Source organism: Halobacillus litoralis (assembly GCF_009856355.1).
In the GTDB taxonomy this organism is placed as follows: Bacteria; Bacillota; Bacilli; order Bacillales; family Halobacillaceae; genus Halobacillus; species Halobacillus litoralis_B.
The window spans coordinates 70,649-96,395 of record NZ_WMEW01000004.1 but is presented as its reverse complement, the minus strand read 5'-3'; the positions used below and the strand labels follow the sequence as shown (position 1 = coordinate 96,395).

Sequence of the window (25,747 nt, the reverse complement as noted above, 5' to 3'; positions counted from 1 at the left end):
AGTATTGGGTCTTTAAGTCTGTTTGTAATACTCTCGTAAAAAAGATGAGGATTATATAGACAAATTTTAAGTAAATTTTTTAAAATTAAAGTTATCCCAATGGAAAAATTGTCGAATAAAGGATAGAGGTGGCTAAATGAGCCTGTTCAATGATACGTTTACTTCCCTTCACGGTGCCCTTGATTATTCTGCAGCTAAAAATAGAGCGGTATCCAGCAATATTGCCAACGCAGATACGCCGGGATACAAAGCTGAAGGAGTGGCTTTTAAAGATATCCTTGCTGAGAAGACCTCGTTTCAAACGAAAATCACCCGTGCAGGACATATTGATTTCAACGCAGACGCAGATCCCTCTTTTACTACATACAAGAAACACGCCACGTCTTATCACCCCAATGGAAACAATGTGGATATCGATAAAGAGATGAATGAGCTGGCGAAGAACCAGATTCAATATCAGGCTTTGGTGGAACGCATGAATGGCAAGTTTCAAAGTCTCCAGTCTGTTTTAAAAGGTGGTGGATAATAAATGAGTATCTTTCAGGCTATGAATGCAAGCGGCAGTGCGTTGACAGCGCAGCGGCTGCGTATGGATGTGGCATCATCCAATATCGCTAACGCTGATTCTACAAGAGCCTCCATTAATGAAGCGGGGGAATGGGAACCGTACCAAAGGAAAATGGTCGTCCTGGAGCCCCGCAGCCAGCAATTCAAGCATATTCTGCAGCAAACATCAGAGAACAGCAGCCGGACCACAGGGGTCAAGGCTTCGGAGATTGTGGAAGATGAAGAACCATTCAAGATGGTTTACAATCCAACTCATCCGGATGCAGGTAATGAAGGGTATGTCCAGGTTCCGAACGTGGACCCTTTGCAGGAAATGGTGGATATGATGAGCGCAACGCGTTCATACGAAGCCAATGTGACATCTTTAAACGCTTCAAAAAGTATGCTGATGAAAGCTTTGGAAATCGGCAGATAAAAAAGGAGAGATGAAATGAATGGCTGAAATGATTCCATTAACTACCCTCCAATCGACATCCGGACCTGCGCAGTCACAGCTGCAGAAGGGGGGTTCTCCAAGTGAGGCCCACCGATCGTTTTCTGTTCAATTGAAAAACGCGGTTGACCAGCTGAACCATCTGCAGGTTGAATCGGATGAAAAAACGAAGGCTCTTGCAGCGGGGGAAATCGATGATCTGCACGATGTCATGATTGCCTCACAGAAAGCTGGGATTACAATGCAGACAGCTGTGGAAGTGCAGGGCAAGGTTATAGACGCATACAAAGAAATGATGCGGATGCAGGTATAGCAGGTCATCGGAAGATTTGCATTATACGATTCGGTTAGATCGTAATTTTTTTGGGGGCAGTTATGAAAGAGCAAATACATTTATATAAAGAGCGGATCACAGCTTTTTGGCAAGGTCGAAGCAAAGGACAGCGGACCTTCATGATAGGGGCAGGTGCTGTACTGGCTGCTGCCTTAGTCGTGATGAGCGTGCTTGGGTCCAGTTCCGGAATGGTGCCTCTCTACAAGGATATCACCGTGCAGGAGTCCGGACAGATCAAAGCAGAACTGGATACCCGCGGCATCCCTTATGAACTGGATCAGGGAGGTACAAGTATTCTGGTCCCGGATTCAGAGGTGGAAGGTCTGCTTGTCGATCTGGCAGCTGCGGGCATTCCGAACAGTGGAACGATAGATTACAGTTTTTTCAGCAGCAACCTGTCATGGGGGATGACAGATAATGAATTTGATGTCATCAAACTGGATGCGATGCAGACGGAACTGGCCGGACTGATGACAGGGATCCAAGGGATAGAAAATGCGAAAGTGATGATTAACATGCCTGAAGAGCAGGTATTCGCTTCCGATACAGCGGCAAATGCTTCCGCATCCATCGTTCTCGATGTCCAGCCTGGATATCAGCTCGAAGCGAATCAGGTGGAAACCCTTTATAACCTTGTTTCGAAGTCTGTTCCTGACTTATCTAAGGATAATATCGTCATCATGGACCAGAATTTTAATTACTTCGATAATAATTCCGAAATGGCTGGACAGGAAGATATATATACATACCAGCAGAAGGTCAAGGCGGATATTGAAAAAGACATCAAGCAAAGGCTTCAGCATACGCTCGGAATGATGATTGGCGGCCAGAAGGTTATTGCGACTGTCACGGCGGATATTGATTTTACTAAAGAAAACCGTGTGGAAGAACTGGTTGAGCCTGTGAATGAGGAAACGATGGAAGGCCTCCCTGTCAGTATAGAGCGTATTGAAGAAACTTACGAAGACGGTGCTGTACCTGAAGGCGGTACAGCCGGGACCGGGGACGAGGATATCCCGAATTATGAAGCTGGTGAAACCGGAAACGGCGATTATGAAATGAAGAAGGAAACCATCAATAATGAATTCAACCGCATCAGGAAAAACATAGAGGAAAGTCCTTATAAGGTGCGTGACCTCGGTATTCAGGTTGCTGTAGATAATAAAAAGTCTGTCAATGATGATGGCAGTGTTGAATACTTATCGGCTGCTGAAGAGCAAAATGTTCAGGAAAGTATTCAATCCATCGTGGATTCCATGATTATGACATCCATCAACGCAGAGTATGAGCAGGAAAGTACTGATGAGAAGGTTTCGATTGTTTTTCAGGAATTCAGTGGACAAATGGAAATTCCAACCGATGGGCCATCTACAGGGCTCCCGCTGTGGGCCTACGCCGTGGGTGGGGGAATGCTGCTGGTTATCATCGTTTTAATCTGGAGACTTATGCGTGGAAACAAAGAAAAGGAAGAAGAATTCCATGTGTATCCGGAGGAAACCCCGCCTTCTGAAGAATATCCGGAAATTCCGCAAATGAAGGAAAAAGAAGATGAATCGACCCAAAAGCGGAAACAGCTTGAAAAAATGGCAGCAGAAAAACCAGAGGACTTTGCAAAGTTACTGCGCTCCTGGATTGCGGATGATTAAGGAGGTCTGAAGATGGCTTTGAATAAGCAGACATTAACAGGTAAACAAAAAGCAGCCGTCCTCCTTATATCATTAGGACCGGATGTTGCTGCACAGGTATATAAACATTTAACGGAAGAAGAAATTGAGCAGCTCACTTTAGAGATTTCCTCGGTTCAAACAGTAGATGCTAAAAAGAAGGAAGATATTGTGGAACAATTTCATCAGATCGCCCTGGCTCAGGATTACATATCCCAGGGGGGTATCGGCTATGCAAAGACGATTCTTGAGAAGGCGCTGGGAGTTGAAGAAGCGTCTAATATCATCGGACGTCTGACCTCTTCTCTGCAGGTGAAGCCGTTCGATTTCGCCAGAAGGGCCGATCCGGGGCAGATTTTAAACTTCATTCAAAATGAACACCCTCAAACCATTGCTCTTGTATTATCCTATCTGGATGCTGAGCAGGCCGGGCAGATTTTGTCGGAACTTCCGCAGCAGCTGCAGGGTGATGTGGCACGCAGGATTGCTGTCATGGATTCAACATCACCTGAAATCATCAGTCAGGTGGAGCAGATCCTTGAGAGGAAATTATCGGCAACGGTTACCCATGATTATACAGAAACGGGCGGCATTCAGGCTGTGGTTGAGGTACTGAACGGAGTGGACCGCAGTACAGAACGCACCATTTTAGATTCCCTGGAAATACAGGATCCAAACCTGGCAGAAGAAATTAAAAAGAGAATGTTTGTCTTTGAGGATATTGTCGCCCTTGATAACCGGGCTGTCCAGCGTGTAGTCAGAGATGTTGATCAGGATGATCTGCGTCTTGCGCTCAAGGTGTCCAGTGAAGAAGTGAAAGACGTTGTCTTCAATAACATGTCCGACCGTATGGCCCAGACTTTTAAAGAAGAAATGGAATTCATGGGTCCTGTACGTCTGCGTGATGTTGAAGAGGCTCAAACGAGGGTTGTTTCCACTATTCGACATTTAGAGGACATCGGGGAAATCATCATTGCCAGAGGCGGGGGAGATGACATCATTGTCTAACTACCCGCAGTCCGAACGAAGAGTCATTCAAATTAAGGAAGTGAAGCCTGTTCGGAATCTACGTTCACCCGAACAGGAAACGATACAGAACGACATGGAAGATCGCAGGCATTCTCTTCATCAGGAAGTGATGGAGCTGGAAGCTCGGAAACAAAAGTTGAGGGAAGAAACGGCTTCTGAAATTGAAGCTGTGAAACAGGCCTGGGAAGAAGAAAGGAAAGCATTGGAGAATGAAGCTTTCCGGAAAGGCTTTGATGAAGGAACGAATAAGGGACACGAGGAAGCCGCACAGGCCTTTGAAAGCAGGATTCAACAGGCCAATCAAATAGTTGAACAGGCCGGAGAGGTCCTTAAAGAAAAGGTGAAGGAAAGTGAGCGGGTGGTTTTGGATCTTGCCCTGACGTGTGCAGGGAAAATTATGAAAACAGAACTCTCCCAGCAACCTGAAGCATACCTTGCGCTGGTGAGAGGCGCCATTGAAGAAGTGCAGATGCAGCCGGAAATCGTGATTTATGTGCACCCGGACCAGTATGCCGTTTTACAGGGGCAGAGAGAAGAACTACATGAAGCTGTCCGTCACACAACGGACCTCTCCATCTATGCAAAAGGAGAACTTCCTCCTTTCACTTGCAGAGTCGAATCACCATTCGGGATTATAGATGCAGGAATCGATACTCAATTGACAGAACTGCGTAAAGCTGTAATGAAAGCAGCGGAAAGGACATCTGTTGATGAATAAGTCATATTTTGAAGAGGTAATTCAACAAACGGATGCTTATAAACGCTACGGAAAAATTCACCGTGTCGTCGGTCTGATGATTGAATCAAAAGGTCCGGAGGCTTCCATCGGGGAAGTATGTATGATTCATTCCCCAGCCCGGGAGCAGGCACCTATGCAGGCAGAAGTGGTCGGTTTCCATAATGAAAACATTCTTCTAATGCCTTATCAGGAGGTGATCCATATCAGTCCCGGAAGTCTCGTGGAAGCGTCCGGTGGTCCTATGAAGATCCATGTAGGCAGGGGGCTGATCGGCAGTGTTCTGGATGCTTCCGGCCGTCCACTCGACGGAAGCCGGCTGCCCAGGGGATTGAAAGAATATCCTACAATACAGGAACCTCCCAATCCTTTATCAAGACCTCCGGTAAGAGAGCCGATACAAGTGGGTGTCCGGGCCGTTGATTCCCTCCTGAGTGTCGGCAAAGGGCAGCGCATCGGCATTTTTGCCGGCAGTGGTGTTGGAAAAAGTACGCTGATGGGAATGATTGCCCGAAACAGTTCTGCTGATTTGAATGTGATTGCATTAATAGGAGAAAGAGGCCGGGAAGTCCGGGAGTTTATTGAGCATGATCTCAAAGAGGAAGGCCTGAGGCGGTCGATTGTTGTTGTGGCAACTTCCGATCAGCCCGCTTTAATGAGGGTGAAGGGGGCCTATACAGCGACAGCCATCAGTGAGTATTTCCGGGACCTTGGTTACAACGTTAACTTAATGATGGATTCTGTAACAAGATTTGCTATGGCTCAGCGTGAAATCGGCTTGGCCACCGGAGAACCCCCTACTACTAAAGGGTACACACCATCTGTCTTTGCTCTCCTTCCTAAGCTGTTGGAGCGCACGGGTTCTTCCACTCATGGGACGATTACGGCTTTTTACACGGTCCTTGTCGACGGAGATGACTTGAACGAACCGATTGCTGATACAGTCCGCGGAATTCTGGACGGTCATTTTGTTCTTGATCGTAAACTGGCCGAGCAGGGAAGGTTTCCTGCAATCAATATCCTGAAATCCATCAGCCGGGTGATGAAGCAGATGGTTTCAGAGGATCATGCACGGGCGGCATCACAACTCCGCTCCCATTTGGCGACTTATGAAGAGAACCGGGAATTGATCCAAATCGGTGCCTATAAAAAAGGGTCCAGCCGTGATATTGATGAATCGATGGCTTACTACCCCCGACTGGTCGAGTTTTTAAAGCAGGATGTGTATGAACCGGCAGGCTACGAAAGGTCGGTTCAAGACTTGAAAGGACTGTTTGAATAGGAGGATATCGAAATGCCGGCAGTTGTTGAGACCTATCAAAAGATTAAAGACTTGAGAGATAAAGATAAGCATGAGAAACAAAAAGATTACCAATCAGCGGTGGAAACCTTCGAAGAGCAAGCGGGTGCGCTTTATGAAAAGCTTAGAGAAAAAGAACAGGCAGTTGAGCAGTTTAACGATACCTTATCACACGGGTCCGTTCAGGCCCACGCCTTTGTTCAGCACCGTCAGTACATCGAACATCTGGACAGCGCCCTCGATGATCTTCAACCTTCCGTCCAACAGGCGCGGTTGAAAATGGAACACGCCCGGCACGTATTAACAGACGCCTACGTCGAAGTGAAAAAATACGAGAAATTAATAGATATGAAGGAAGAAGAGCATATGCAGTGGATGAAGCATGAAGAACATAGACATATGGATGAACTGTCCATGAATCAATACATGAAATTTTTCAATAGGTGATGGTATGGCTGAGAAATTGAAGAACAATCAAATGAAAGAACGCTCCCCTGGTAAAATTCTGCTCGCTGTCCTCATTCCTTTCATTTTTCTCATCGTCCTCGCATGGACGGCGCTGACTTTGACGGGGGTCAGTGTTTCCAAAGAAATCGAAAAAGCTGCCGCCCATATTCCAGGCCTTTCCATGATCGCCTCCATTGATAAGACCGAAACGGCCGAGGGAGAAAGCGACCGCATGGAAGCATCGCTGGCTAACAAAGAAGCTGAAATTAACCAATTGAAACAAGAGGTTTCAGAAAAAGAGGCTTTAATGGAAGAAAAGGACAGACAAATTCTGCAGCTGGAGGCCGATTTGGAGCAGACTTCACAGCCTTCAGCAGAGAACGAGGAACAGGAAGATGCTGTGAAGGATCTGGCTCTTTCGTTCCGTGAAATGGATGCAGAAGATGCCGCTCCTATTTTACAGGAAATGAACCAGGATCAAGCTGTACTCGTTCTTAAGGAGATTACAGGTAAAGAGCGCGGAGATATTCTGGGTGCTATGGAATCAACCGCAGCGGCAGATATCGCCGTACGTTTAATGGAAGAGTAAGCAGCAGGTCTGGAAGGGAGGGAAAAAAAGATTAACACGTTTTTTACGGTATTACCAAAAACGATCGCTGCCCAGCCGTACAATCGCACTAGGCCAAAAACAGAAGGTGTCCCATTTAAGCAGGCTCTCCAATCTGTCACCGGGGCGGAAGCAGAGAAAACCGGGAATAGCAAATGGACGAAAGGACGCGTGCAAGAGTTATCAGACAACATTCAGAAGCTGATCAGCCATCGTATGCAAAGGTCAGAGTCCGGTGATCCCGAATCTGAGTTCAGCGCCGCCGATCTCCAGCTGCATAATCAACGGCGCGGAATTCAAGAAGAACTCCAGGAGTTTCTGAAGGCCCCCCCGGATAAGCTGCCCATCCCGGCCGGAAGGTACTTAAGCTCTGGTGCTTTTTCTTCCGAAGAAAAGGTGAAAGAGGCGCTTCCAGCTAATCCGGACGCTGCTCAGGAGATGGATGCGGCCGCCGGTATAAAGGATATGGCACTCCTGTTCCAAGGTGTTCTTAATCGTGTGTCACCCTCTGCTTCTATGAACGTCGAACAGACGCTGCGTTTTTACTCTAACCAGTTCAGTCAAGTTGTTGATGCTGGAAGGAACGGCGGGCAGGTGGGTGCTGACGTAAAGAAAATCCTGCTGTCATTGACCAAGGCTGTCAAGCAGGCATCGGTGGATTCAGTAGAATCGGATGTGCTGGATCGGGTGTTCAAAGGCGCACCGCTTGAAAGGCGTTTATTTCATCAGCTTGCTGCGCGATTGGATCAGCATCAGAAGCTTCCTCCAACGTATCAGCAGCAGAACCCTTTGACGGAAAAAAACCTTGGCAGATGGGTTCAGGAAGCATTAAACAGTGCGGGTGATCGTTCCTCTGCATCTTCCTGGCCGGAAGTTTCAGGCGTCATGTCTAAAGTGGAACAATACGTGCTTCATGTAAATCAAACAAAAAATGATCAGGCCCGCCCTCCCGGCTTTCTGCAGGAGCTGGAGCAGATGGTTCAGAACAGCCGCCTCTTTTCAAATTCGACGGGTCACAAGGAAATGCACATCCAATTGAAGCCGGGGAGTCTCGGAAATATGATGGTACAGGTTATCCGGCAGGATGGAGAGATGATCGTCAAAATGATGGTGCAGACACAGGCAGCCAAGGAAATGCTTGAAGGAAATCTCCATCACCTGAGACCTATGTTTTCTCCTCAGCAGGTCGTCGTTGAAAAGAGTGAAACCTGGGTCTTTCCTCAAATCCCTTCCAGTCAGCAGTCACCTGATGAGCATGGATTTTCTGATGAATCCAGCCAAAAGGAAGAAGACATGCGGCAGGTGAATGAAGAAGAGGAGGAAAAAGAGGAAGCGGCCTCTTTTCAAGATCTTTTAATGAATGAGAAAGTGCAGGTGATCCCGTGACCTCGATAGATCCGTCGTTATATTTAAAGAATCAGCAGACTCACACATCAGGAAGCAGCACCCTTGAAAAGGATGATTTCCTGAAAATCCTGATGACACAAATTCAAAATCAAAACCCGCTTGATCCGATGAAAGATCAGGAGTTCGTCTCTCAAATGACGCAGTTTTCAAGCCTCGAGCAGATGACGAATATGTCGACAGCTTTTCAATCGTTTACGGAACAGCAGAACATGTCTTCATTGATTACATACAGCGGCCTGATTGGAAAGGAAATCACGTACTCCTCCAAAGATCAGGGAGAATTGAAAACAGATGTCGTGGCAGCAGTTACCCAGAAAGAAGACGGTACGTATGTTGAACTGCAGTCCGGCAGCCTTGTAGATGTTCAGGATGTAACGAAGGTTGGTCAAAAGAACGGTTCAGGAAAGCAGGAGACTTAATAGATCGGAAAAAAACAGGAGGGCCAGCCGCCTTTCAAAGGGAAACGTGTCAGCACCCCTTAGTCTGAGAAGGAAGGCGGCGCCTGTCTTCAATAGGGACAGCCGTACAATGATAACATCGGTGAATAGGAGGATAACCCCTCCCGTATTTCCGTACGAATATGAAGTGCCGTTTTTATTCATATATAGGCTGGACCCGTGTGAAGGGAAGCCTCAGCCGGATCGGATTGACCGAAGCACCGGCACTAAACCCGAAAGGAATGTTCATAACATGCTACGTTCACTCTATTCAGGAGTTTCTGGAATGAAAGGTTTTCAAACGAAATTAGATACAATCGGCAATAACATTGCCAACGTAAACACATACGGCTTTAAGCAGGGGCGCGTAACCTTTCAGGATATGATGAGCCAGACGATGTCCAATGCACAAGGTCCGATTGAAAATGGCAGCGGTGGAAATGTGACGGGGGGTCTGAATGCTTCCCAGGTCGGGCTGGGTACGCAGATCGGGTCTATTGATACGATCCATACTCAGGGGAACCGCCAGTCCACCGGCCGTCCGCTTGATCTTGCACTTGAAGGCGACGGCATGTTCGTTCTTGCAGAAGCTGGAACTGCTGGAGTTAATGTGCAGGGAGGTAATACAGACCTTTCCCAGCTTCAAATCAGCTTCACTAGAGCCGGTAATTTTTACTTGGATGATGATGGAGCTTTAGTCAATAACAGTGGGAAATACGTCATGGGGGACGAAGGAGCAATTACTATTCCTGATGATGCCCAGAGCTTCAATGTTCAAACCGACGGGACCGTTAATTACATTGATGCCAACAATGTAGTCCAGCAGGCGGGTCAGATTATGCTTGCCAACTTTTCCAACCCGGGTGGTCTTGAAAAAATCGGCGGTAATGAGTATCGGGCAACACCAAACTCCGGGCTCTTGAGTGCGGATGGCACGGAGGACGGATTAAACAGTCTCGATGATTTATCCATCGCCGGCCAAAATGGAACAGGCGGAATGATCGCAGGCGCACTGGAAATGTCCAACGTCGATCTTGCTGATCAGTTCACCGAAATGATTACGTCCCAGCGCGGGTTCCAGGCGAATACGAAAATCATCACCACTTCTGATGAGATTCTCCAGGAACTTGTAAATCTGAAGCGGTAAGGATTGATGGAGGGTTTCCCACCCTCCACCTTTCTATGATTACACTGACCAAGTTAAACGGACAATCCTTTACCTATAATGCGGTTTACATAGAACAAGTCCAATCCAATCCGGATACGACCATTACTACAGCAGGCGGTCGTACATTTCTCGTTTTGGAATCAGAGGAAGAAGTGGCTCTGAAGGTAACGGACTATTTCCGCAGTATAGGTCTGATCCAAGCTGTAGATAAGGCAGGTGAGTAAAAGGATGAACGTGTTCAAGGTGATGATCATCACGCTAAGCACATTAACGATTCTCGGTGCTGCCGCCCTGGTTTTTGTCTTAAATGTCAATGGCGGACAAGAAACAGCTGGAGAACGCAGCATTGATGACATCCGGGAGGCCTCTTTTGTAACAGAGGAGATGACTACAGACTTAAAGGATGGAAGCTATGTAAGAATCAGCTTTCAAGTGGTGACAGACAGCAAGGATACGAAAAAAGAAATGGAAAAGAGAGATTTCCAGATCAAGAATACATTGATTAAGGAACTATCTGTGATGGAATCGGAAAACTTTCAATCTGGAATCTCTGATTTAGAGAAAAAGATGAAAGTAAAGATGAACGAACTGCTGGAAGAAGGCAGGGTCACGGAGGTTTATACCGTTAACAAAGTCCTTCAATAACAGAAGGAAGGGGGAGAAGGTTTGGCGGAAGAGGTTCTCTCACAAAATGAAATTGATTCCCTTCTATCAGCGTTATCTTCAGGAGAGATGGACGCTGAGGAGTTAAAAAAAGAAGAACAGGAAAAGAAAGTAAGGGTGTATGACTTTAAGCGGGCCTTGAGGTTTTCCAAGGATCAGGTGCGCAGCCTTTCCAGAATCCACGAAAATTTCTCCAGGCTGCTGACGACTTATTTTTCAGCACAGTTACGCACGTATGTGGATATCGAGGTGGCATCGGTGGACCAGCTCCCATATGAGGAATTCATTCGATCGATTCCAACCATGACCATATTGAATATCTTCAGCGTTTCTCCATTGGAAGGAAGGATTCTGCTTGAAGCCAACCCGAATGTGGCCTATGCCATGCTGGACCGTGTCCTTGGAGGCCGGGGGAGCAGTGTGAACAAGGTGGATAATTTAACCGAAATCGAAACAACGATTATGTCGCATTTGTTTGAACGGGCGCTTGAAAATTATCAGGAGGCATGGGGCTCCATCGTAGATATCGAGCCTATGCTGGAGGAGTTTGAAGTGAACCCTCAATTTCTTCAGATGGTTTCTCCCAATGAAACAGTCATCGTTGTCTCATTGAATACAACTATCGGGGAAACGAGCGGCATGATCAACGTTTGTATTCCACATGTCGTATTAGAGCCGGTTATACCGAAACTTTCTGTTCATTACTGGATGCAGAAAGAACCGTCTAAAGAAAGAAATCCGCTGGAATATGAAGCGATCACCCGGACCATTCAGGGGGCGGAATTGGATGTGCGGGCACTTCTTGGCGAGGCGGATATGAGTATTGAACAATTTTTGAATCTTGACGCAGAAGATGTGATCCGTCTTAATCAATCCATTGAGCAGCCAATGATTATGAAAGTGGATGAGGAGCCGAAATTTTATATTCAGCCGGGACAGGTGAAAAGTAAAATGGCTGTTCAAATCTTAGAGGAGTATACAGAAGGAGGCGGGGAAGATGAGTGATGACATGTTATCCCAGGACGAAATTGATGCGCTATTGAATGGCGGAGGTGACAAGGACAATCAAGAAGAGCCGGGGTTGTCCCCTAAACAGTCGCATCTGGCCATTCTTGAGGAAGATGCACTTGGAGAGATTGGAAATATATCCTTCGGCAGCTCAGCAACAGCGCTGTCTTCTCTCCTCAATCAAAAAGTAGCAATTACTACGCCGGAAATATCGGTGGTGTACCGGAAGGATTTAGCGGCAGAATTTCCAAAGCCGCATGTAGCTGTAGGAGTAACCTATACGGCAGGGTTTACAGGAGAAAATGTGTTTGTAATGAAGACGAAAGACGCGGCCATTATCGCTGATCTCATGCTCGGCGGTGATGGATTGGACCCTGATGAGAACCTGAGCGAAATTGCTTTAAGCGCGGTACAGGAAGCGATGAACCAGATGATGGGATCGGCAGCGACCAGTATGTCCACCATTTTTCATAAAAAAGTGGATATCTCACCACCTTCAATCAATGTTCTGGACCTGGGGGATGATTCTGGAAAAGAGATGATCCCTGAAGATGAAACGTTGGTCAATGTCGCTTTTCAATTGAAAGTCGGAACGTTGATTGACTCAAAAATCATGCAGCTGATCCCTCTGCCATTTGCTAAGAACCTTGTAGAGCAGCTGCTTGATCCAGAAAGCTCTCAAACAGGTGAATCAGTTATTTTTGATGAAAGAAAAGAGCAGGGGGAATCTGCTGCAGAAGAGAAGCCGCAGCCTTCTGCCCAGGTGCCGCAGGATAGGGAGGTATCACATCCGGATCCTGATGGACAGCCGGCCGAACCCCAGTATGTCGGAGGGCCGGGGGGCAGAAGCGCCCGGGAAGCGGACGTTCATCATGCCCAGTTCCAACAGTTCGAACCTACCTCATTGGCAGGAACAGCTCAAAAGAACCTTGATATGCTGATGGATATCCCCTTAAAAGTGACCGTAGAACTCGGGAGAACGAAACGGACGGTTAAGGAAATTCTTGAATTATCCGCAGGGTCTGTCGTGGAACTGGATAAACTCGCGGGAGAGCCGGTCGATATTCATATAAACGAAAAGCTGATGGCTAAAGGGGAAGTCGTCGTTATCGATGAGAACTTCGGGGTGCGGGTGACGGATATTTTAAGTCCAAAAGACCGCCTTACAAAATTACGATAATGCAGGAACGATAAGACAGGAGGAAGAGTAATGGGAGAACGAATATTAGTTGTAGATGATGCCGCTTTTATGCGGATGATGGTGAAAGATATTCTGACAAAGAACGGGTATGAAATTGCCGGGGAAGCAGAAGATGGGCAGAAGGCTGTAGAGCTTTATAAAGAAGAAAAGCCGGATCTTGTGACGATGGATATCACGATGCCGGAAATGGATGGAATTACAGCCCTGAAGGAAATCAAAGCCGTCCATCCGGATGCTAAAGTCATTATGTGCTCAGCTATGGGACAGCAGGCCATGGTTGTAGATGCCATTCAGGCTGGTGCGAAGGACTTTATTGTGAAGCCCTTCCAGGCAGACCGTGTGATTGAAGCGATTCAGAAAGCATTAAGCTGAAGCAGGGACTATGATGTTTTCTGCACCAAGAATATCAGCATTGTTGATGGCAGCTGTTCTTCTGCTGGCTGGTTTTCCTTTGGAAGCGGCAGCCCAGCCCTCTGTGAATGAATGTCTGTCAAATCCGGCACTGGAGGGCTGCCCTGGGGCAGACGGAGAAGCGGACGCATCCGGAACCGCAGACGGAACAGCTGGAAACCAGCCTTCGCTCCTGTGGAACTTCCTAAAGCTCGGGATGGCCCTGGTTTTTGTCGTAGCTCTGATTTACGGTCTGCTTAAGGCATTCAATCGAAAAAACCAGTGGTTGAATCAATCGAGGATAATGGAAAACCTTGAAGGTATGAGTGTCGGCCCCAATCGTTCTGTTCAGGCTGTACGAGTGGGGGAGCAGGTGTTTCTATTAGGTGTGGGGGATACGGTGGAATTGATCACTGAAATTACGGATCCGGATACGAAGGCCTCTTTTCAGAAAAAGGAACAGGCAGCTTCGACACCAGGGGCCTCCATGAAAAACCTGCTGGGGAAACCCCGCCGTCAGCAAAGGGCGGGAAAGCACGCCTCTACCCTTCAATTTCAGCAGCTTTTTGAAACCCAGTTGAACGATATGAAAAACAAACAGAAAAAAGCAGCAGAGAGAAAAAGGAGGGAGCAGGAAAATGAATGAATTTGTTGATATATTCACAAGTTCAGATCCTGAAAACATTGCTACCTCAGTCAAACTGCTGCTCCTGTTAACGGTTTTATCACTGGCTCCGGGACTGCTGATTTTAATGACGAGCTTTACTAGAATTCTTATTGTTTTGTCTTTTGTGCGGACATCGCTGGCCACCCAGCAGATGCCGCCCAACCAGGTGTTGATCGGAATTGCTTTGTTTTTGACGTTCTTCATCATGGCTCCCACGTTTGAGGAAGTCAACGAGCAGGCCTTAACCCCGCTGTTTAATGAGGAGATCACACTGGATGAAGCGTATGACGAAGCGAGTGCGCCAATGAAGGAGTTCATGGGCAGACACACAAGACAGAAGGATCTGGCGTTGTTTATGAATTATTCCGGGCTTGAAGCGCCATCCTCAATCCAGGAAGTGCCGCTCACCACACTGGTGCCGGCTTTTGCAATCAGTGAACTGAAAACCGCTTTTCAAATGGGGTTCATGATTTTCGTCCCGTTTTTAGTCATTGATATGGCTGTCGCCAGTGTGTTGATGTCGATGGGAATGATGATGCTTCCGCCGGTCATGATTTCCCTGCCGTTTAAAATACTGCTGTTTGTCCTCGTGGACGGATGGTTCTTAATCACCAAATCCTTGCTGGAAGGCTTTTAGGAGGAACCACAATGAATAGTAATATGGTTATCTCATTTGCCAAGGAAGGAATTTACACGGTGCTGCTGATCTCAGGCCCTCTGCTCATCCTAGCATTGGCTGTAGGACTGATTGTAAGTATATTTCAGGCTACAACGCAGATTCAGGAACAGACCCTTGCTTTTATTCCTAAAATAGTAGCTGTATTGATCGGCTTGATCGTCTTTGGCCCGTGGATGCTTACGAATATGGTTGAATTCACAGCGGAAATCTTTAATAACCTGAATATGCTGGTGGGCTCAGTATGATCGAATCGATGGCGCTCGTAAATCTGCCGGCTTTTCTGCTGGTCTTCGTCCGGGTGACGGCTTTCTTTGCATCGCTGCCTTTGTTTTCTTATCGGACAGTTCCGGTCACACATAAAGTAGGGTTCAGCTTTTTTTTAGCAGCCCTTATGATTTTCACCCTTCCCGTTCCTGAACTGACAGTGGACGGGACGTATTTTCTTCTTCTATTAAAGGAAGCTGCTGTCGGGCTTGGGGTGGGGCTGCTTGCCTATATTATTTTAGGAGCCATTCAAATAGCGGGCGGATTTATCGATTTTCAAATGGGCTTTGCAGTGGCCAATGTGATCGACCCGCAAACAGGGGCTCAGAGTCCTTTGGTGGGCCAGTATATGTATATCATAACCTTGTTGTTTATATTAGTCGTCGATGGCCATCATATGATGATTGACGGTATATTCTACAGCTATCAGTTTATTGCTGTTGATCAGTTCCTTCCTTTAAAAGAAGAAGGATGGGTGATGTTTGTCATTCAATCTTTCAATAAAATGTTTGTGACGTCCTTCTTGATGGCGGTTCCCATTGTGGGATGTCTGTTTCTCGTAGATATCGCCCTTGGAATTGTCGCCCGTACAGTGCCGCAGTTGAATGTATTTGTCGTCGGACTGCCTCTGAAAATTTTCGCTGCGCTGTCTGTTCTCGTTATAGCTATGAGCTTTTATGTTTATTTGATTCAGATTTTGTTCGAAACCATGCTGGAAACCATGCGGGGGTTTATGGATGTACTTGGAGGCTGATGAGCGATGCTGACGATGAAATTGGACCTGCAATATTTCGCAGCCGATGAAAAGACGGAAAAAGCAACGCCTAAAAAGAGGCAGGATACGAGAAAGAAAGGGCAGGTGCCCAAAAGCCAGGATGTAAACACGGGTTTTCTGCTGTTGTTGATGTTCGGCGGCCTGTTCCTGCTCGGTGGACATATGAAGGATGCGGTCTTGGACCTATACCGCCACGCTTTCACTTATTATGTGCATCTGGACTTAACACAGGAGCAGACCCATACCATTTTTGTGGAAATGACGCTGGAAACCGCAAAGGTGACAGCTCCGCTTATGGGAATTGCGGTCGCTGCAGGGATCGCTTCCAACCTTCTTCAAGTAGGAGTCTTGTTCACAGGAGAGCCGTTAAAAGCGGACTTAAAAAAAATCGATCCCATCAAAGGAGCCAAGCGGATTTTTTCGGCACGCGCCCTTGTGGAATTGGTAAAGTCTCTGTTGAAAATCAGCATTGTCGGGGTGATCACCTTCTCAATCATCTGGGTGAACAAAGATCAGATGATGATGATGTCTCTGAAATCGGTGGAAGAAGCGCTGTCCTTCTTCGGTACGATTACTGTCATCATGGGCATTGCTTCAGCCCTCGCCTTGCTGTTCCTATCTATTCTGGATTATACATATCAGCGCTATGATCACGAGAAGAACATCCGCATGTCCAAAAAAGATATTAAGGATGAGTATAAAAACATAGAGGGAGACCCTCAAATCAAAGCGAAAATTAAGGAAAAGCAGCGCCGGATGTCAGCGTCGAGGATGATGAGTGAAGTACCTCAGGCTGATGTCGTCATTACAAACCCCACTCATTATGCGGTGGCGGTGAAGTATGATGAGCAGGAATCCGATGCTCCGATTGTCGTAGCCAAGGGCGTGGATTTCCTCGCTCTCAAAATCAAGGACATTGCCAGGGCTCACGATATTGTGACGGTGGAGAACAGGACGCTGGCGAGATCGCTTTACGCCGAATGTGAATTAGATAAGCCGATTGAGGAAGAGTTCTTTAAAGCGGTTGCTGAAATACTTGCCTACGTCTACCAGCTGCAGGAAAAGATTTAAGAAAGGAGGGCCCTTATGTCACCAAGAGATTTATCTGTCCTGTTAGGTGTAATTTTAATCATCATTATGCTCGTTATCCCTTTACCAGGGTGGCTCCTCAGTTTTTTTATCCTTATTAATATTACACTTGCTCTTATTGTTATTTTAGTATCCATGAATATGGATGAGGCGCTGCAGTTTGCTGTGTTCCCGACCCTTCTCCTGCTGCTTACGTTGTTCCGTCTTGGATTGAATGTATCGACGACACGTTCCATCCTCTCCGAGGCGGAAGCAGGTGGTGTTGTAGCAACATTCGGAACATTTGTCATTGGTGGAAACCCGCTCGTTGGTTTTGTCGTCTTCATCATTCTGGTCATTATCCAATTTTTAGTTATTACCAAAGGAGCGGAACGTGTGTCCGAAGTGGCCGCCCGCTTCACCCTTGATGCGATGCCGGGCAAACAGATGAGTATTGACGCCGACCTGAACGCAGGCATGATTAATGAACATCAGGCAAAGGAAAGGCGAGGGAAGATTGAGAATGAGGCCGATTTTTACGGAGCCATGGATGGGGCCAGTAAATTCGTGAAAGGAGATGCCATCGCAGGAATTATCATCGTTATGATCAACATCATTTTTGGATTGATTATTGGAATGGTTCAAATGGGCATGTCCTTTAATGAAGCCATCGATACCTATATGCGCCTGACCGTCGGTGACGGACTTGTCAGTCAGATTCCTGCCCTGCTCATATCCACGGCGACCGGGATTGTTGTCACAAGAGTCGCATCAGAGGGGAATTTGAGCACAGACGTGACCAGTCAGCTGCTCCGCTATCCAAAGCTTCTGTATATCGCAGCAGCTACCATATTCCTTCTCGGTCTGACGCCGATTCCGATTCTCTTAACAAGTCTGATTGCCGGCGTACTGGCGTTTGGAGGCTATCGTCTTTCGAGGCAGTCTGGAAATCAGGAAACAGATGAACCGGAAGAGACAGATGAAGCCGAAGGGGAGCAGATGCGCTCTCCGGAAAATGTTGTTGATCTCATCACTATGGACCCCATAGAATTTGAGTTCGGTTATGCCTTAATTCCTATTGCTGATACAAGTCAAGGGGGAGATCTGCTTGACAGAATCGTGATGATCCGGCGGCAGCTTGCCATCGAACTCGGCCTTGTGATTCCAGTTGTACGTATCCGGGATAACATTCAGCTCAGTCCGAACGAATACCGTCTGAAAATTAAAGGGAACCAGGTGGCCGGTGGAGAGCTTCTGCTGGACCATTATCTGGCTATGAGTCCCGGCGATGAAGATGACGGAATCGACGGCATCGATACACAGGAGCCTGCATTCGGACTCCCGGCCAAATGGATTTCCGGAGACATGAAGGATGAAGCGGAATTGTCAGGGTACACGGTTGTCGATCCTCCCTCTGTCGTTTCCACTCACATCACAGAAGTGATCAAACGGCACGCCCATGCGCTTCTCGGCCGCCAGGAAACCCAGCAGCTGATCAATCATTTGAAGGAATCCTATCCGATACTGGTTCAGGAAGTCACTCCAGATCCACTTAGTGTCGGAGAAGTCCAAAAAGTGCTGGCTAAGCTGCTGCGTGAAAACATTTCGATTAAGAATCTGCCGGTCATCTTTGAAACGCTGGCTGATTTTGCAAAGATGACCAACGATACAGACCTGCTTGGTGAGTATGTCCGCCAGTCTCTCTCGGCACAAATCACGAATCAGTTTAAAGGGGAGAGGGACCAGATGAAAGTGATAACCGTTTCCGGTCAGGTGGAGAAGCTGGTCGCCGACCATATTAAGCAGACGGAGCATGGCAGCTACCTTACTCTTGACCCTGAAAAGCAGCAGGCGGTCCTCTGGTCTACTGCTGAGCAGGTGGAGCGGGTGACGCTTCAGGAGGAGACGGCTGTTCTTCTCTGTTCGCCGGCTGTGCGCATGTACATGAAGCAGCTGTTGGACCGCGCGCTCCCACAGGTCGTCGTACTTTCCTACAATGAATTAGATCCAGGTGCAGAAGTTCAGAGTGTCGGGGTGGTGAATGTATCGTGAAAATAAAGAAGTTTCACGGAGCGTCGATGCCGGAAGCTATGGCAAAGGTGAGAAGTGACTTTGGGGCGGATGCGTTGATCTTAAGCTCCAAAGTCATTAAGCACGGGGGCTTTCTAGGATTGTTTAAAAAAGAAATGACAGAGGTGGTTGCTGGTATGGACCCGGATGTTCACGTTGAACGAAAGAAACCGCAGCGCCCTGTGCCTCTGCCGAATGCGGAGAATAATGGTGGGCAGCAAAAGATTCTTGATGAACTTTCCCATGTAAAAGCACTGCTTCAAAAAGATGCACCGGAGAGTCATCCTTTGTCCCCAAAGATGGACCAGTTAGCACGGTATTTAACAAGCCGGGGGTTGAAAGAGGTACATGTTCAGAATCTCCTGTCTTCCATCGATGAAAAGTATGAACCTTTAAGCAGAAAAGAAGAGATCAAAAAGACAGCCGTGGAAGAGTTAACGGTTATGATGGAAGAGCTCCCATTCGGACACGTCTTCCAAAAACGATATGTCCATTTGTTCGGACCGACAGGAGTCGGAAAGACGACGACCCTTGCCAAACTGGCCGGAGATGCAGTTTTGAATAAGGGATGGACCGTAGGATTCATTACTACAGATACTTACAGGATTGGTGCGGTGGAGCAGTTGAAGACCTACGCTGGTATCCTCCAGGCGCCGGTGGAAGTGGCCTACAACATGGACGATTACAGGAAGGCTAAGGAAAACCTGAAAGGCGTTGATCTCGTTTTCATCGATACGGCGGGGCGGAATTACCGAAATCACACGTTTATTAAAGACCTTCAGGAAATCATTGATTTTGAAGAGGAAGCCGATTATTTTCTTGTCTTATCTTTAACAAGTAAATATGTGGATATGCAGACCATTTACGAGAATTTTTCCTCACTGCCTCTAGGGAAGATCATTTTTACAAAGGAAGATGAAACATCAACGATGGCGGATGCTGTCAATCTCATGCTTGAGAAAAGACTGGGCGCGGCTTATATCACGAATGGACAGGACGTTCCGGATGATATTCAAACCGTTTCTGCAGGGAATATCGCCTCCCGGCTTATGAAGGGGTACACCGATGAAGGATCAAGCTGATATTCTTCGAGCCCGTATGCTTTCCCGGGGAACACATGCACCGGCCCAGGTGCTGGCGGTTGCCAGTGGAAAGGGAGGCGTCGGGAAATCAAATATTACGATTAATTTCGCATTATCCTTGTGCCGCTCCGGAAAAAGAGTGTTGGTCCTGGATATGGACGTCGGTATGGGGAATGTGGATATTCTATTAGGGAGAACATCGACGTCCAGTTTACCGGACCTCATCCATCACCGGTTGACATTTCAACAAATTATTGAACAAGGGCCGGCTGGCCTGGAATTTGCTGCCGGCGGATCCGGTATGACAGAGCTTCTCGAAATGAACGCAGAGGACTTTGAGTATTTTAATCAACAGCTGGAAGACGTATCGAAGGAGTACGATGTCATTCTTCTGGATATAGGGGCCGGAATGACGGAGAAAAGCCGGGCTTGGCTGCTTGCCGCAGATGAAGTGATTGTTGTAACCACCCCGGAGCCCACTGCTGTTACTGATGCGTACGCACTAATGAAGCATCTCGTCTTCCAAAACTCTCATCTCCCTTTTTCATTAATCGTTAATCGGGCGCAAACGAAACAGTCCGGTGAACTCACTATGACACGTATGCAGGAGGCTGCCCATAGATTTTTACATGTTGAAACACAAAAACTGGGTGTAGTGCTTGAAGATCGATACGTCTTCGAGGCCGTTGTAAACCAGGTTCCTTTCCTTATCCATGCTCCTAAAGGGAAAGCAAGTCGGGCTCTCGGTCAGATCACTGACCGGTTTTTAAACCGTTCGGCACCTGCCGCCCATAGAGAGCAGCCGGGTTTTTTAGAAAAGTTGAAACGGCTGGTGTGGAAGGGGGACGTAACGTGAAAGAAATCAAGGTCTTGATTGTCGATGATTCTGCTTTTATGAGGCGGGTGTTGAGTGACATTCTTCAACAGGACCAGCGGCTGACGGTTGTGGGAGCCGCCCGGAATGGGAGGGATTGTCTGCGAAAGCTGAAGCAGGTTCAGCCGGATGTGATTACCATGGATGTGGAAATGCCTGTCATGGACGGTCTTTCCACTCTGGAGAGAATTATGGAGGAGAATCCTCTCCCTGTCGTTATGGTGTCAAGCCTCACGAAAGACGGTACAGAGAGTACCTTGAAAGCCATGGAACTTGGTGCAGTGGATTTTATACCAAAACCTTCGGGAGCTGTTTCTCTGGATATGGCCAGGGTAGAGGCAGAAATCGTCAGGAAAGTGAAAGGAGCAGCAGAAGCTGATACAGGCGTGCTGGCCCGTCGTCACACCCCTGTTTATCCCCGGATACCTGTATTCCAAAAAGGGACGAAAAGGGTGATAGCTGTAGGTACGTCCACGGGAGGGCCGCGAGCCCTTAAGGAGGTTCTCGCCACCCTTCCGGAAAAATTACCTGCGCCTCTTGTCATCGTCCAGCATATGCCGCCAGGGTTTACAAAAGCTCTGGCTGATCGTCTTGATAAACTTTCTTCCATCAAAGTAAAAGAGGGCGCGCATGAGGAAGAATTGAAAAATGGTGTAGCCTATATTGCCCCTGGAGGTACACATATGACGGTTGTGCAGAAAGGGGAAAGGCTTTATCTACACTTAAACGACCAACCACCCGTGAGTGGACACCGGCCGTCTGTCAATACGTTGTTTCAATCGCTCGCCGCTGTACGAGGGTGGATGGTTACAGCTGTGGTCATGACCGGGATGGGAACCGATGGTCTGGAAGGCATGATTCAGCTTCGCAGCAGCTGCCCAACCTATACGATCGCAGAATCTGCACAATCCTGTGTCGTCTATGGTATGCCCAAAGCCGTCGTCAAATCAGGGATGGCTGATGAAGTAACCGGCGTTACAAACATAAGTGCTGCTATCGTACGCGCGCTTCAGAACCAGGAAGGGGTGGAAGAATGGAAATGAATCAGTATATAGAAGTATTTATCGATGAAAGTAAAGAGCATCTCCAAGCCATCAACGATCATCTGCTTACCCTGGAAAAGAACCCCCGGGACCTTACCATAGTCAATGAAATTTTTCGCTCCGCCCATACCTTAAAAGGAATGTCGGCTACTATGGGATATCAGGATTTGTCGGACCTGACCCACAAGATGGAGAATGTGCTGGATGCCGTAAGAAACGAACAGCTTCTTGTGGATGAAGGTGTGTTGGATATCGTTTTTCATGCGGTCGATGATCTGGAAGCGATGGTCCTCGATATCGTGGATGGAGGTGACGGGGAGCGGAATGTAGAAGAAGCTGTCCGAATGCTTGAGGCGGTTGAAAGCGGTGGGCAGCAGTCTCCAAAAACCACGACAAGTGCCGGTAATGAACGAAAGCCGGAACTGTTCCTGGATGATTATACAAAAAATGTGATCAAGATGGCGGAGGAGTCCGGGAGTCATCCCCTGCTGGTTCACACACACCTCCGAAATGACTGCCTGTTAAAAGCCGCAAGAGTCTACATGATTTTTGAAGTTCTTGAACAAGCGGGGGAGGTCGTCCATGCTGCACCGCCGGTGGAAAGCCTTGAGAATGAGGAATTCGAAAGCAGCTTTACGGTACTTCTAATCACGCAGGAATCAGCGGAAGGTATCAAGACTGCAATTGAAAAGGTATCCGAGGTGGATTACGTTCACGTTGAACCTTTTAAGGAAAAAGAAACTCAACCGCCGGAAGGGCCTCAGGTTCAGTCTCAAGCAGAAATATCGGATGAGTCCGCTCAAAAAACAAAAAAATCAACACCCAGAGGACGTACCATCCGGGTCAATATAGAACGTCTGGATGCTCTAATGAACCTGTTTGAGGAACTGGTGATTGACCGGGGGCGCCTGGAGCAGATTTCTTCAGACCTTGCACATCAGGATCTACAGGAGACGGTGGAGCATATGACGAGAACATCCAGCGACCTCCAGAGCATCATTTTAAACATGCGGATGGTTCCTGTGGAGCAGGTGTTTAACAGGTTCCCCCGCATGGTACGGCAGCTGTCGAAGGACTTACATAAACGTCTGGAATTAACCATTTCAGGAGCAGAGACAGAACTGGATCGTACCGTCATAGATGAAATTGGTGATCCCCTCGTCCATTTAATCAGGAATGCGGTGGATCACGGGATAGAAAGTCCTGAAGTGCGTGAGTCCAAAGGGAAACCGGCGGTCGGGCAGATTGAATTAAAAGCCTATCACAGCGGCAACCATGTGTTCATTGAAATAACCGATGACGGAGCGGGCATCGACCGCACGAAAGTGGCCGGCAAAGCTGTGAAAAATCAACTCGTTACACAAGAGCAGGCCGAGACGATGTCGGATTCCCAGGTGTTTGATTTAATAATGGAAAGTGGTTTTTCCACTGCGGACCAAATTTCGGATATTTCGGGCCGTGGCGTTGGACTGGATGTTGTAAAGAGCACCATTGAATCTCTCGGAGGGATCATCACCATTGAGTCGGAATATGGAGAAGGCAGCCGGTTCTCCATTCAGCTTCCACTCACCCTCTCCATTATTTCTGTCATGCTTGTGGAGGTCCAGAAAGAAACGTACGCCATCCCGCTTTCTTCTATTATAGAAACCGCTGTCGTGAAGAAAGAAGATCTTATGAATGCCCACAACAGAAAAGTGATGGATTTCCGTGGCCGAGTCATTCCCCTTATTTTTTTAACGGAACTTCTCCAGGTACCCGTGGAGTTGGAGGAAAAGGATGATTATTCTGTTGTCATTGTCCGCAGGGGTGAAAAAATGGCGGCGCTGGTGGTTCATTCATTTATTGGTCAGCAGGAAGTGGTTTTGAAATCTCTCGGTGACTATCTTTCCGGAGCCTTTGCGATTTCCGGTGCCACGATCCTCGGCGATGGACAGGTGGCATTGATCCTGGACAGCAATGCGTTAATCAAGTAACAGGAGGGATTGTATGACAGAACAAAAAGAGCATACGCAGAAGGTCATCGTTTTTCAAATTCAGGATGAAGAGTATACACTCCCGGTCCAGACTGTGGGGTCGATTGAAAGAATGGTGCCGATTACGCGAGTTCCGGGTGCTCAACCTTTCGTAAAAGGGGTCATCAATTTAAGAGGGGTTGTCACTCCTGTGATTGATCTGCGGGAGAGGTTCGGATTTGAACCTTTCCCTGAAACCGAACAGACCCGGATCATTACGGTGACGGTCGCTGACATGAACGTTGGTTTAATTGTAGACGCTGCCAACGATGTGCTGGATCTTGAAAACGATGCAGTGGAGCCCCCTCCAGAAGTGGTCGGCACGGTAGAGGCCGATTATATCCAAGGGGTGGCCAACGTGGAGGGCCGGCTGTTTATCCTGTTGAATTTAGAAAAAGTACTGGCTGAAGAAGATGTGCTGCACTTGGAACGAATGCATGGTTAATTCTTCTGGAGGCCTGGAACAGACTCAACCGGAGGGTCTTCAGAAAAAGTACGTGAGGGTCGGAATCGGACAAATGGCTGCAGCAGGCAGGGAAACCGTGTTAAAAACAACAGGACTTGGCTCCTGCGTCGGGGTTATCCTGTATGACGGGAAAGGGGCGGCCGGTATGATTCATATCATGCTTCCGGAGGTCCATACCGCAGTCCATGGCTGCGTTAACCGGTGGAAGTATGCGGATCCAGCTGTCGATGACCTTGTCGCTCATCTCATTGATAAAGGATGCTGCCCCGGAAATTTGAAAGCAAAAATTGCGGGAGGCGCTCATATGCTTTCGGTTAAAGTCCGTAGCAGGCTGATCCGGATAGGAGAGCGGAATGTAAGGGCGGTCAAGCACCGCCTTTCTTCACACGGCATCCCTGTCATCGCCGAAGATACCGGTGGACGGAATGGAAGATCCATCTTATTTAATGTAGAAACCAGTCAAATGATTATAAAAACCGGTGGCAGCGAACTTCAACTATGAGAGCTTCCGACCGGTTCATTGAATAAAGAAAAAATGCGGGGAGGATGAAAATGACAGGTGGTTTATCTTCTCAGGAACAGCAGTGGTGGAATTTATGGACGAATGAAAGAGACGGTGAGGCAGCAAACCAGCTTGTCCAGCTTTACGATTACCTGGTGAATTATCACGTCCACCGGATCGCGGCTCATTTACCGAAAAACGTGAGCAAAGATGATGTAAGAAGTCTCGGAATGCTGGGCCTTTATGATGCATTGAAAAAATTTGACCGATCCCGTGATTTAAAATTCGATACATATGCCTCCTTCCGAATCCGTGGTTCTATTATTGATGGGTTAAGAAAGGAAGACTGGCTCCCACGTTCGGTAAGGGACCGGGCTAAAAAAATCGAACAGGTCACAGAGCAGCTCGAACAGAGGCTGCAGCGGCCGGTGTCATCCAAGGAAGTTGCTGAAGCCGCAGGCCTGACCGCCCGGGAAGTGGAAGCGGCCGTCAAAGATTCCTTGTTTGCCAATGTCCTCTCTATGGAAGAGAAGCCCAAAGATAGCGGAGACGACCACAAAGAGGGAATCGGATACTCCATTCCTGATGAGGAGACGGGGTCTCCGGACGCCTCTCTTATTAGACAGGAAGACTACGAAGAACTGGCTGATCAGATTGAACAGCTGAAGGAAAAAGAGAAGCTGGTCATCAGTCTTTTCTATAAGGAAGAGCTGACACTTACAGAAATCGGCCACGTGTTAAATTTAACGACTTCCCGGATTTCACAGATTCATGCAAAAGCGATCTATAAACTAAAGCAGTCTCTCCAGAGTGTCCTCTAATAAAAAAGGGGGAGGCTGCGGGCGAAAGGCGGA

At 47.6% G+C, this 25,747-nt stretch carries 30 protein-coding genes; all 30 read left to right on the top strand.

Annotation, left to right across the window (positions count from 1 at the left end):
• The first annotated feature begins 136 nt into the window (after positions 1–136).
• The 30 genes from flgB to GLV97_RS07760 all read left to right on the top strand — a co-directional run bounded on the left by flgB (position 137) and on the right by GLV97_RS07760 (position 25,714).
• On the top strand, positions 137–526 hold the full coding sequence (gene flgB, locus GLV97_RS07905; protein WP_160835599.1) for a flagellar basal body rod protein FlgB: 390 nt from the start codon (positions 137–139) through the stop codon (positions 524–526).
• 3 nt (positions 527–529) lie between these two features.
• Positions 530–982: a flagellar basal body rod protein FlgC gene (gene flgC, locus GLV97_RS07900; protein ID WP_160835600.1), complete on the top strand. Its 453-nt coding sequence runs from the start codon at positions 530–532 to the stop codon at positions 980–982.
• A gap of 28 nt (positions 983–1,010) precedes the next feature.
• Positions 1,011–1,313 (top strand): flagellar hook-basal body complex protein FliE, encoded by a 303-nt coding sequence (fliE, locus tag GLV97_RS07895; protein ID WP_160840803.1) that lies wholly within the window; start codon positions 1,011–1,013, stop codon positions 1,311–1,313.
• A 62-nt stretch (positions 1,314–1,375) separates the two neighbouring features.
• Positions 1,376–2,980 (top strand): flagellar basal-body MS-ring/collar protein FliF, encoded by a 1,605-nt coding sequence (fliF, locus tag GLV97_RS07890; RefSeq protein WP_160889458.1) that lies wholly within the window; start codon positions 1,376–1,378, stop codon positions 2,978–2,980.
• Between the two features lie 12 nt (positions 2,981–2,992).
• The gene (gene fliG / locus GLV97_RS07885) at positions 2,993–4,006 is read left to right on the top strand and encodes a flagellar motor switch protein FliG (RefSeq protein WP_160889457.1); all 1,014 of its coding nucleotides are present in this window, start codon (positions 2,993–2,995) and stop codon (positions 4,004–4,006) included.
• A complete protein-coding gene (fliH, locus tag GLV97_RS07880; RefSeq protein ID WP_160889456.1) occupies positions 3,999–4,745 on the top strand; it encodes a flagellar assembly protein FliH in 747 nt (248 codons plus the stop codon). Before fliG ends, fliH begins: the two co-directional genes overlap by 8 nt.
• Positions 4,738–6,045, top strand: coding sequence for a flagellar protein export ATPase FliI (gene fliI / locus GLV97_RS07875; RefSeq protein ID WP_160835604.1), 1,308 nt, complete (start codon positions 4,738–4,740; stop codon positions 6,043–6,045). The genes fliH and fliI overlap by 8 nt, the downstream gene beginning before the upstream one ends.
• A 12-nt stretch (positions 6,046–6,057) precedes the next feature.
• The gene (fliJ, locus tag GLV97_RS07870) at positions 6,058–6,510 is read left to right on the top strand and encodes a flagellar export protein FliJ (protein WP_160835605.1); all 453 of its coding nucleotides are present in this window, start codon (positions 6,058–6,060) and stop codon (positions 6,508–6,510) included.
• 4 nt (positions 6,511–6,514) lie between these two features.
• Positions 6,515–7,099 carry a MotE family protein gene (locus tag GLV97_RS07865; protein WP_160889455.1) on the top strand — a complete coding sequence of 195 codons (585 nt, stop codon included), beginning with the start codon at positions 6,515–6,517 and terminating at the stop codon, positions 7,097–7,099.
• 189 nt (positions 7,100–7,288) lie between these two features.
• On the top strand, positions 7,289–8,503 hold the full coding sequence (locus GLV97_RS20265; protein ID WP_160889454.1) for a flagellar hook-length control protein FliK: 1,215 nt from the start codon (positions 7,289–7,291) through the stop codon (positions 8,501–8,503).
• Complete coding sequence (gene flgD, locus GLV97_RS07855) at positions 8,500–8,943, top strand: flagellar hook assembly protein FlgD (RefSeq protein WP_160889453.1); 444 nt, start codon at positions 8,500–8,502, stop codon at positions 8,941–8,943. The genes GLV97_RS20265 and flgD overlap by 4 nt, the downstream gene beginning before the upstream one ends.
• Before the next feature lie 271 nt (positions 8,944–9,214).
• Positions 9,215–10,108, top strand: coding sequence for a flagellar basal body rod protein FlgG (flgG, locus tag GLV97_RS07850; RefSeq protein WP_160889452.1), 894 nt, complete (start codon positions 9,215–9,217; stop codon positions 10,106–10,108).
• Positions 10,109–10,143: 35 nt separating this feature from the next.
• On the top strand, positions 10,144–10,353 hold the full coding sequence (locus GLV97_RS07845) for a flagellar FlbD family protein (RefSeq protein WP_160835610.1): 210 nt from the start codon (positions 10,144–10,146) through the stop codon (positions 10,351–10,353).
• A gap of 4 nt (positions 10,354–10,357) precedes the next feature.
• Complete coding sequence (gene fliL / locus GLV97_RS07840) at positions 10,358–10,774, top strand: flagellar basal body-associated protein FliL (protein WP_202409571.1); 417 nt, start codon at positions 10,358–10,360, stop codon at positions 10,772–10,774.
• Between the two features lie 21 nt (positions 10,775–10,795).
• The gene (fliM, locus tag GLV97_RS07835) at positions 10,796–11,797 is read left to right on the top strand and encodes a flagellar motor switch protein FliM (protein ID WP_160889451.1); all 1,002 of its coding nucleotides are present in this window, start codon (positions 10,796–10,798) and stop codon (positions 11,795–11,797) included.
• On the top strand, positions 11,790–12,980 hold the full coding sequence (gene fliY / locus GLV97_RS07830) for a flagellar motor switch phosphatase FliY (RefSeq protein ID WP_160889450.1): 1,191 nt from the start codon (positions 11,790–11,792) through the stop codon (positions 12,978–12,980). The genes fliM and fliY overlap by 8 nt, the downstream gene beginning before the upstream one ends.
• A gap of 30 nt (positions 12,981–13,010) precedes the next feature.
• A complete protein-coding gene (locus GLV97_RS07825) occupies positions 13,011–13,373 on the top strand; it encodes a response regulator (protein ID WP_160835614.1) in 363 nt (120 codons plus the stop codon).
• Positions 13,374–13,386: 13 nt separating this feature from the next.
• Positions 13,387–14,037 (top strand): flagellar biosynthetic protein FliO, encoded by a 651-nt coding sequence (locus GLV97_RS07820; protein ID WP_160889449.1) that lies wholly within the window; start codon positions 13,387–13,389, stop codon positions 14,035–14,037.
• The gene (gene fliP, locus GLV97_RS07815) at positions 14,030–14,695 is read left to right on the top strand and encodes a flagellar type III secretion system pore protein FliP (RefSeq protein ID WP_160840259.1); all 666 of its coding nucleotides are present in this window, start codon (positions 14,030–14,032) and stop codon (positions 14,693–14,695) included. Before GLV97_RS07820 ends, fliP begins: the two co-directional genes overlap by 8 nt.
• Before the next feature lie 11 nt (positions 14,696–14,706).
• A complete protein-coding gene (gene fliQ / locus GLV97_RS07810; RefSeq protein ID WP_160835617.1) occupies positions 14,707–14,982 on the top strand; it encodes a flagellar biosynthesis protein FliQ in 276 nt (91 codons plus the stop codon).
• Positions 14,979–15,755: a flagellar biosynthetic protein FliR gene (gene fliR, locus GLV97_RS07805; RefSeq protein ID WP_160835618.1), complete on the top strand. Its 777-nt coding sequence runs from the start codon at positions 14,979–14,981 to the stop codon at positions 15,753–15,755. Before fliQ ends, fliR begins: the two co-directional genes overlap by 4 nt.
• A gap of 6 nt (positions 15,756–15,761) precedes the next feature.
• A complete protein-coding gene (flhB, locus tag GLV97_RS07800) occupies positions 15,762–16,847 on the top strand; it encodes a flagellar biosynthesis protein FlhB (protein WP_160840261.1) in 1,086 nt (361 codons plus the stop codon).
• A 15-nt stretch (positions 16,848–16,862) separates the two neighbouring features.
• Positions 16,863–18,896, top strand: a complete 2,034-nt coding sequence (gene flhA / locus GLV97_RS07795; RefSeq protein ID WP_160889448.1) for a flagellar biosynthesis protein FlhA — start codon at positions 16,863–16,865, stop codon at positions 18,894–18,896.
• A complete protein-coding gene (gene flhF / locus GLV97_RS07790) occupies positions 18,893–19,996 on the top strand; it encodes a flagellar biosynthesis protein FlhF (protein ID WP_160889447.1) in 1,104 nt (367 codons plus the stop codon). Before flhA ends, flhF begins: the two co-directional genes overlap by 4 nt.
• Positions 19,980–20,852 carry an AAA family ATPase gene (locus GLV97_RS07785; protein ID WP_160889446.1) on the top strand — a complete coding sequence of 291 codons (873 nt, stop codon included), beginning with the start codon at positions 19,980–19,982 and terminating at the stop codon, positions 20,850–20,852. The genes flhF and GLV97_RS07785 overlap by 17 nt, the downstream gene beginning before the upstream one ends.
• Positions 20,849–21,913 (top strand): chemotaxis-specific protein-glutamate methyltransferase CheB, encoded by a 1,065-nt coding sequence (locus GLV97_RS07780; protein WP_160889445.1) that lies wholly within the window; start codon positions 20,849–20,851, stop codon positions 21,911–21,913. The genes GLV97_RS07785 and GLV97_RS07780 overlap by 4 nt, the downstream gene beginning before the upstream one ends.
• Entirely contained in the window at positions 21,904–23,886 is a 1,983-nt protein-coding gene (locus GLV97_RS07775) for a chemotaxis protein CheA (RefSeq protein ID WP_160889444.1), read from the top strand. Before GLV97_RS07780 ends, GLV97_RS07775 begins: the two co-directional genes overlap by 10 nt.
• A 13-nt stretch (positions 23,887–23,899) precedes the next feature.
• Positions 23,900–24,370, top strand: coding sequence for a chemotaxis protein CheW (locus GLV97_RS07770; protein ID WP_160889443.1), 471 nt, complete (start codon positions 23,900–23,902; stop codon positions 24,368–24,370).
• Positions 24,363–24,893 (top strand): chemotaxis protein CheD, encoded by a 531-nt coding sequence (locus GLV97_RS07765; protein ID WP_160889442.1) that lies wholly within the window; start codon positions 24,363–24,365, stop codon positions 24,891–24,893. Before GLV97_RS07770 ends, GLV97_RS07765 begins: the two co-directional genes overlap by 8 nt.
• Before the next feature lie 50 nt (positions 24,894–24,943).
• Positions 24,944–25,714, top strand: a complete 771-nt coding sequence (locus GLV97_RS07760) for a FliA/WhiG family RNA polymerase sigma factor (protein ID WP_160840269.1) — start codon at positions 24,944–24,946, stop codon at positions 25,712–25,714.
• Positions 25,715–25,747 lie beyond the last annotated feature (33 nt).

Coding starts and splice junctions, on each gene's coding strand:
- fliP (WP_160840259.1), top strand. CDS start 14,030: ATGAATGAATTTGTTGATATATTCACAAGTTCAGATCCTGAAAACATT.
- fliI (WP_160835604.1), top strand. CDS start 4,738: ATGAATAAGTCATATTTTGAAGAGGTAATTCAACAAACGGATGCTTAT.
- GLV97_RS07770 (WP_160889443.1), top strand. CDS start 23,900: ATGACAGAACAAAAAGAGCATACGCAGAAGGTCATCGTTTTTCAAATT.
- flgC (WP_160835600.1), top strand. CDS start 530: ATGAGTATCTTTCAGGCTATGAATGCAAGCGGCAGTGCGTTGACAGCG.
- GLV97_RS07845 (WP_160835610.1), top strand. CDS start 10,144: ATGATTACACTGACCAAGTTAAACGGACAATCCTTTACCTATAATGCG.
- GLV97_RS07865 (WP_160889455.1), top strand. CDS start 6,515: ATGGCTGAGAAATTGAAGAACAATCAAATGAAAGAACGCTCCCCTGGT.
- flhA (WP_160889448.1), top strand. CDS start 16,863: ATGTCACCAAGAGATTTATCTGTCCTGTTAGGTGTAATTTTAATCATC.
- fliE (WP_160840803.1), top strand. CDS start 1,011: ATGATTCCATTAACTACCCTCCAATCGACATCCGGACCTGCGCAGTCA.
- fliG (WP_160889457.1), top strand. CDS start 2,993: ATGGCTTTGAATAAGCAGACATTAACAGGTAAACAAAAAGCAGCCGTC.
- GLV97_RS07765 (WP_160889442.1), top strand. CDS start 24,363: ATGGTTAATTCTTCTGGAGGCCTGGAACAGACTCAACCGGAGGGTCTT.
- fliF (WP_160889458.1), top strand. CDS start 1,376: ATGAAAGAGCAAATACATTTATATAAAGAGCGGATCACAGCTTTTTGG.
- fliY (WP_160889450.1), top strand. CDS start 11,790: ATGAGTGATGACATGTTATCCCAGGACGAAATTGATGCGCTATTGAAT.
- GLV97_RS07820 (WP_160889449.1), top strand. CDS start 13,387: ATGTTTTCTGCACCAAGAATATCAGCATTGTTGATGGCAGCTGTTCTT.
- fliR (WP_160835618.1), top strand. CDS start 14,979: ATGATCGAATCGATGGCGCTCGTAAATCTGCCGGCTTTTCTGCTGGTC.
- flgG (WP_160889452.1), top strand. CDS start 9,215: ATGCTACGTTCACTCTATTCAGGAGTTTCTGGAATGAAAGGTTTTCAA.
- fliL (WP_202409571.1), top strand. CDS start 10,358: ATGAACGTGTTCAAGGTGATGATCATCACGCTAAGCACATTAACGATT.
- GLV97_RS07775 (WP_160889444.1), top strand. CDS start 21,904: ATGGAAATGAATCAGTATATAGAAGTATTTATCGATGAAAGTAAAGAG.
- GLV97_RS07760 (WP_160840269.1), top strand. CDS start 24,944: ATGACAGGTGGTTTATCTTCTCAGGAACAGCAGTGGTGGAATTTATGG.
- GLV97_RS07825 (WP_160835614.1), top strand. CDS start 13,011: ATGGGAGAACGAATATTAGTTGTAGATGATGCCGCTTTTATGCGGATG.
- flgB (WP_160835599.1), top strand. CDS start 137: ATGAGCCTGTTCAATGATACGTTTACTTCCCTTCACGGTGCCCTTGAT.
- fliQ (WP_160835617.1), top strand. CDS start 14,707: ATGAATAGTAATATGGTTATCTCATTTGCCAAGGAAGGAATTTACACG.
- fliJ (WP_160835605.1), top strand. CDS start 6,058: ATGCCGGCAGTTGTTGAGACCTATCAAAAGATTAAAGACTTGAGAGAT.
- GLV97_RS07785 (WP_160889446.1), top strand. CDS start 19,980: ATGAAGGATCAAGCTGATATTCTTCGAGCCCGTATGCTTTCCCGGGGA.
- flhB (WP_160840261.1), top strand. CDS start 15,762: ATGCTGACGATGAAATTGGACCTGCAATATTTCGCAGCCGATGAAAAG.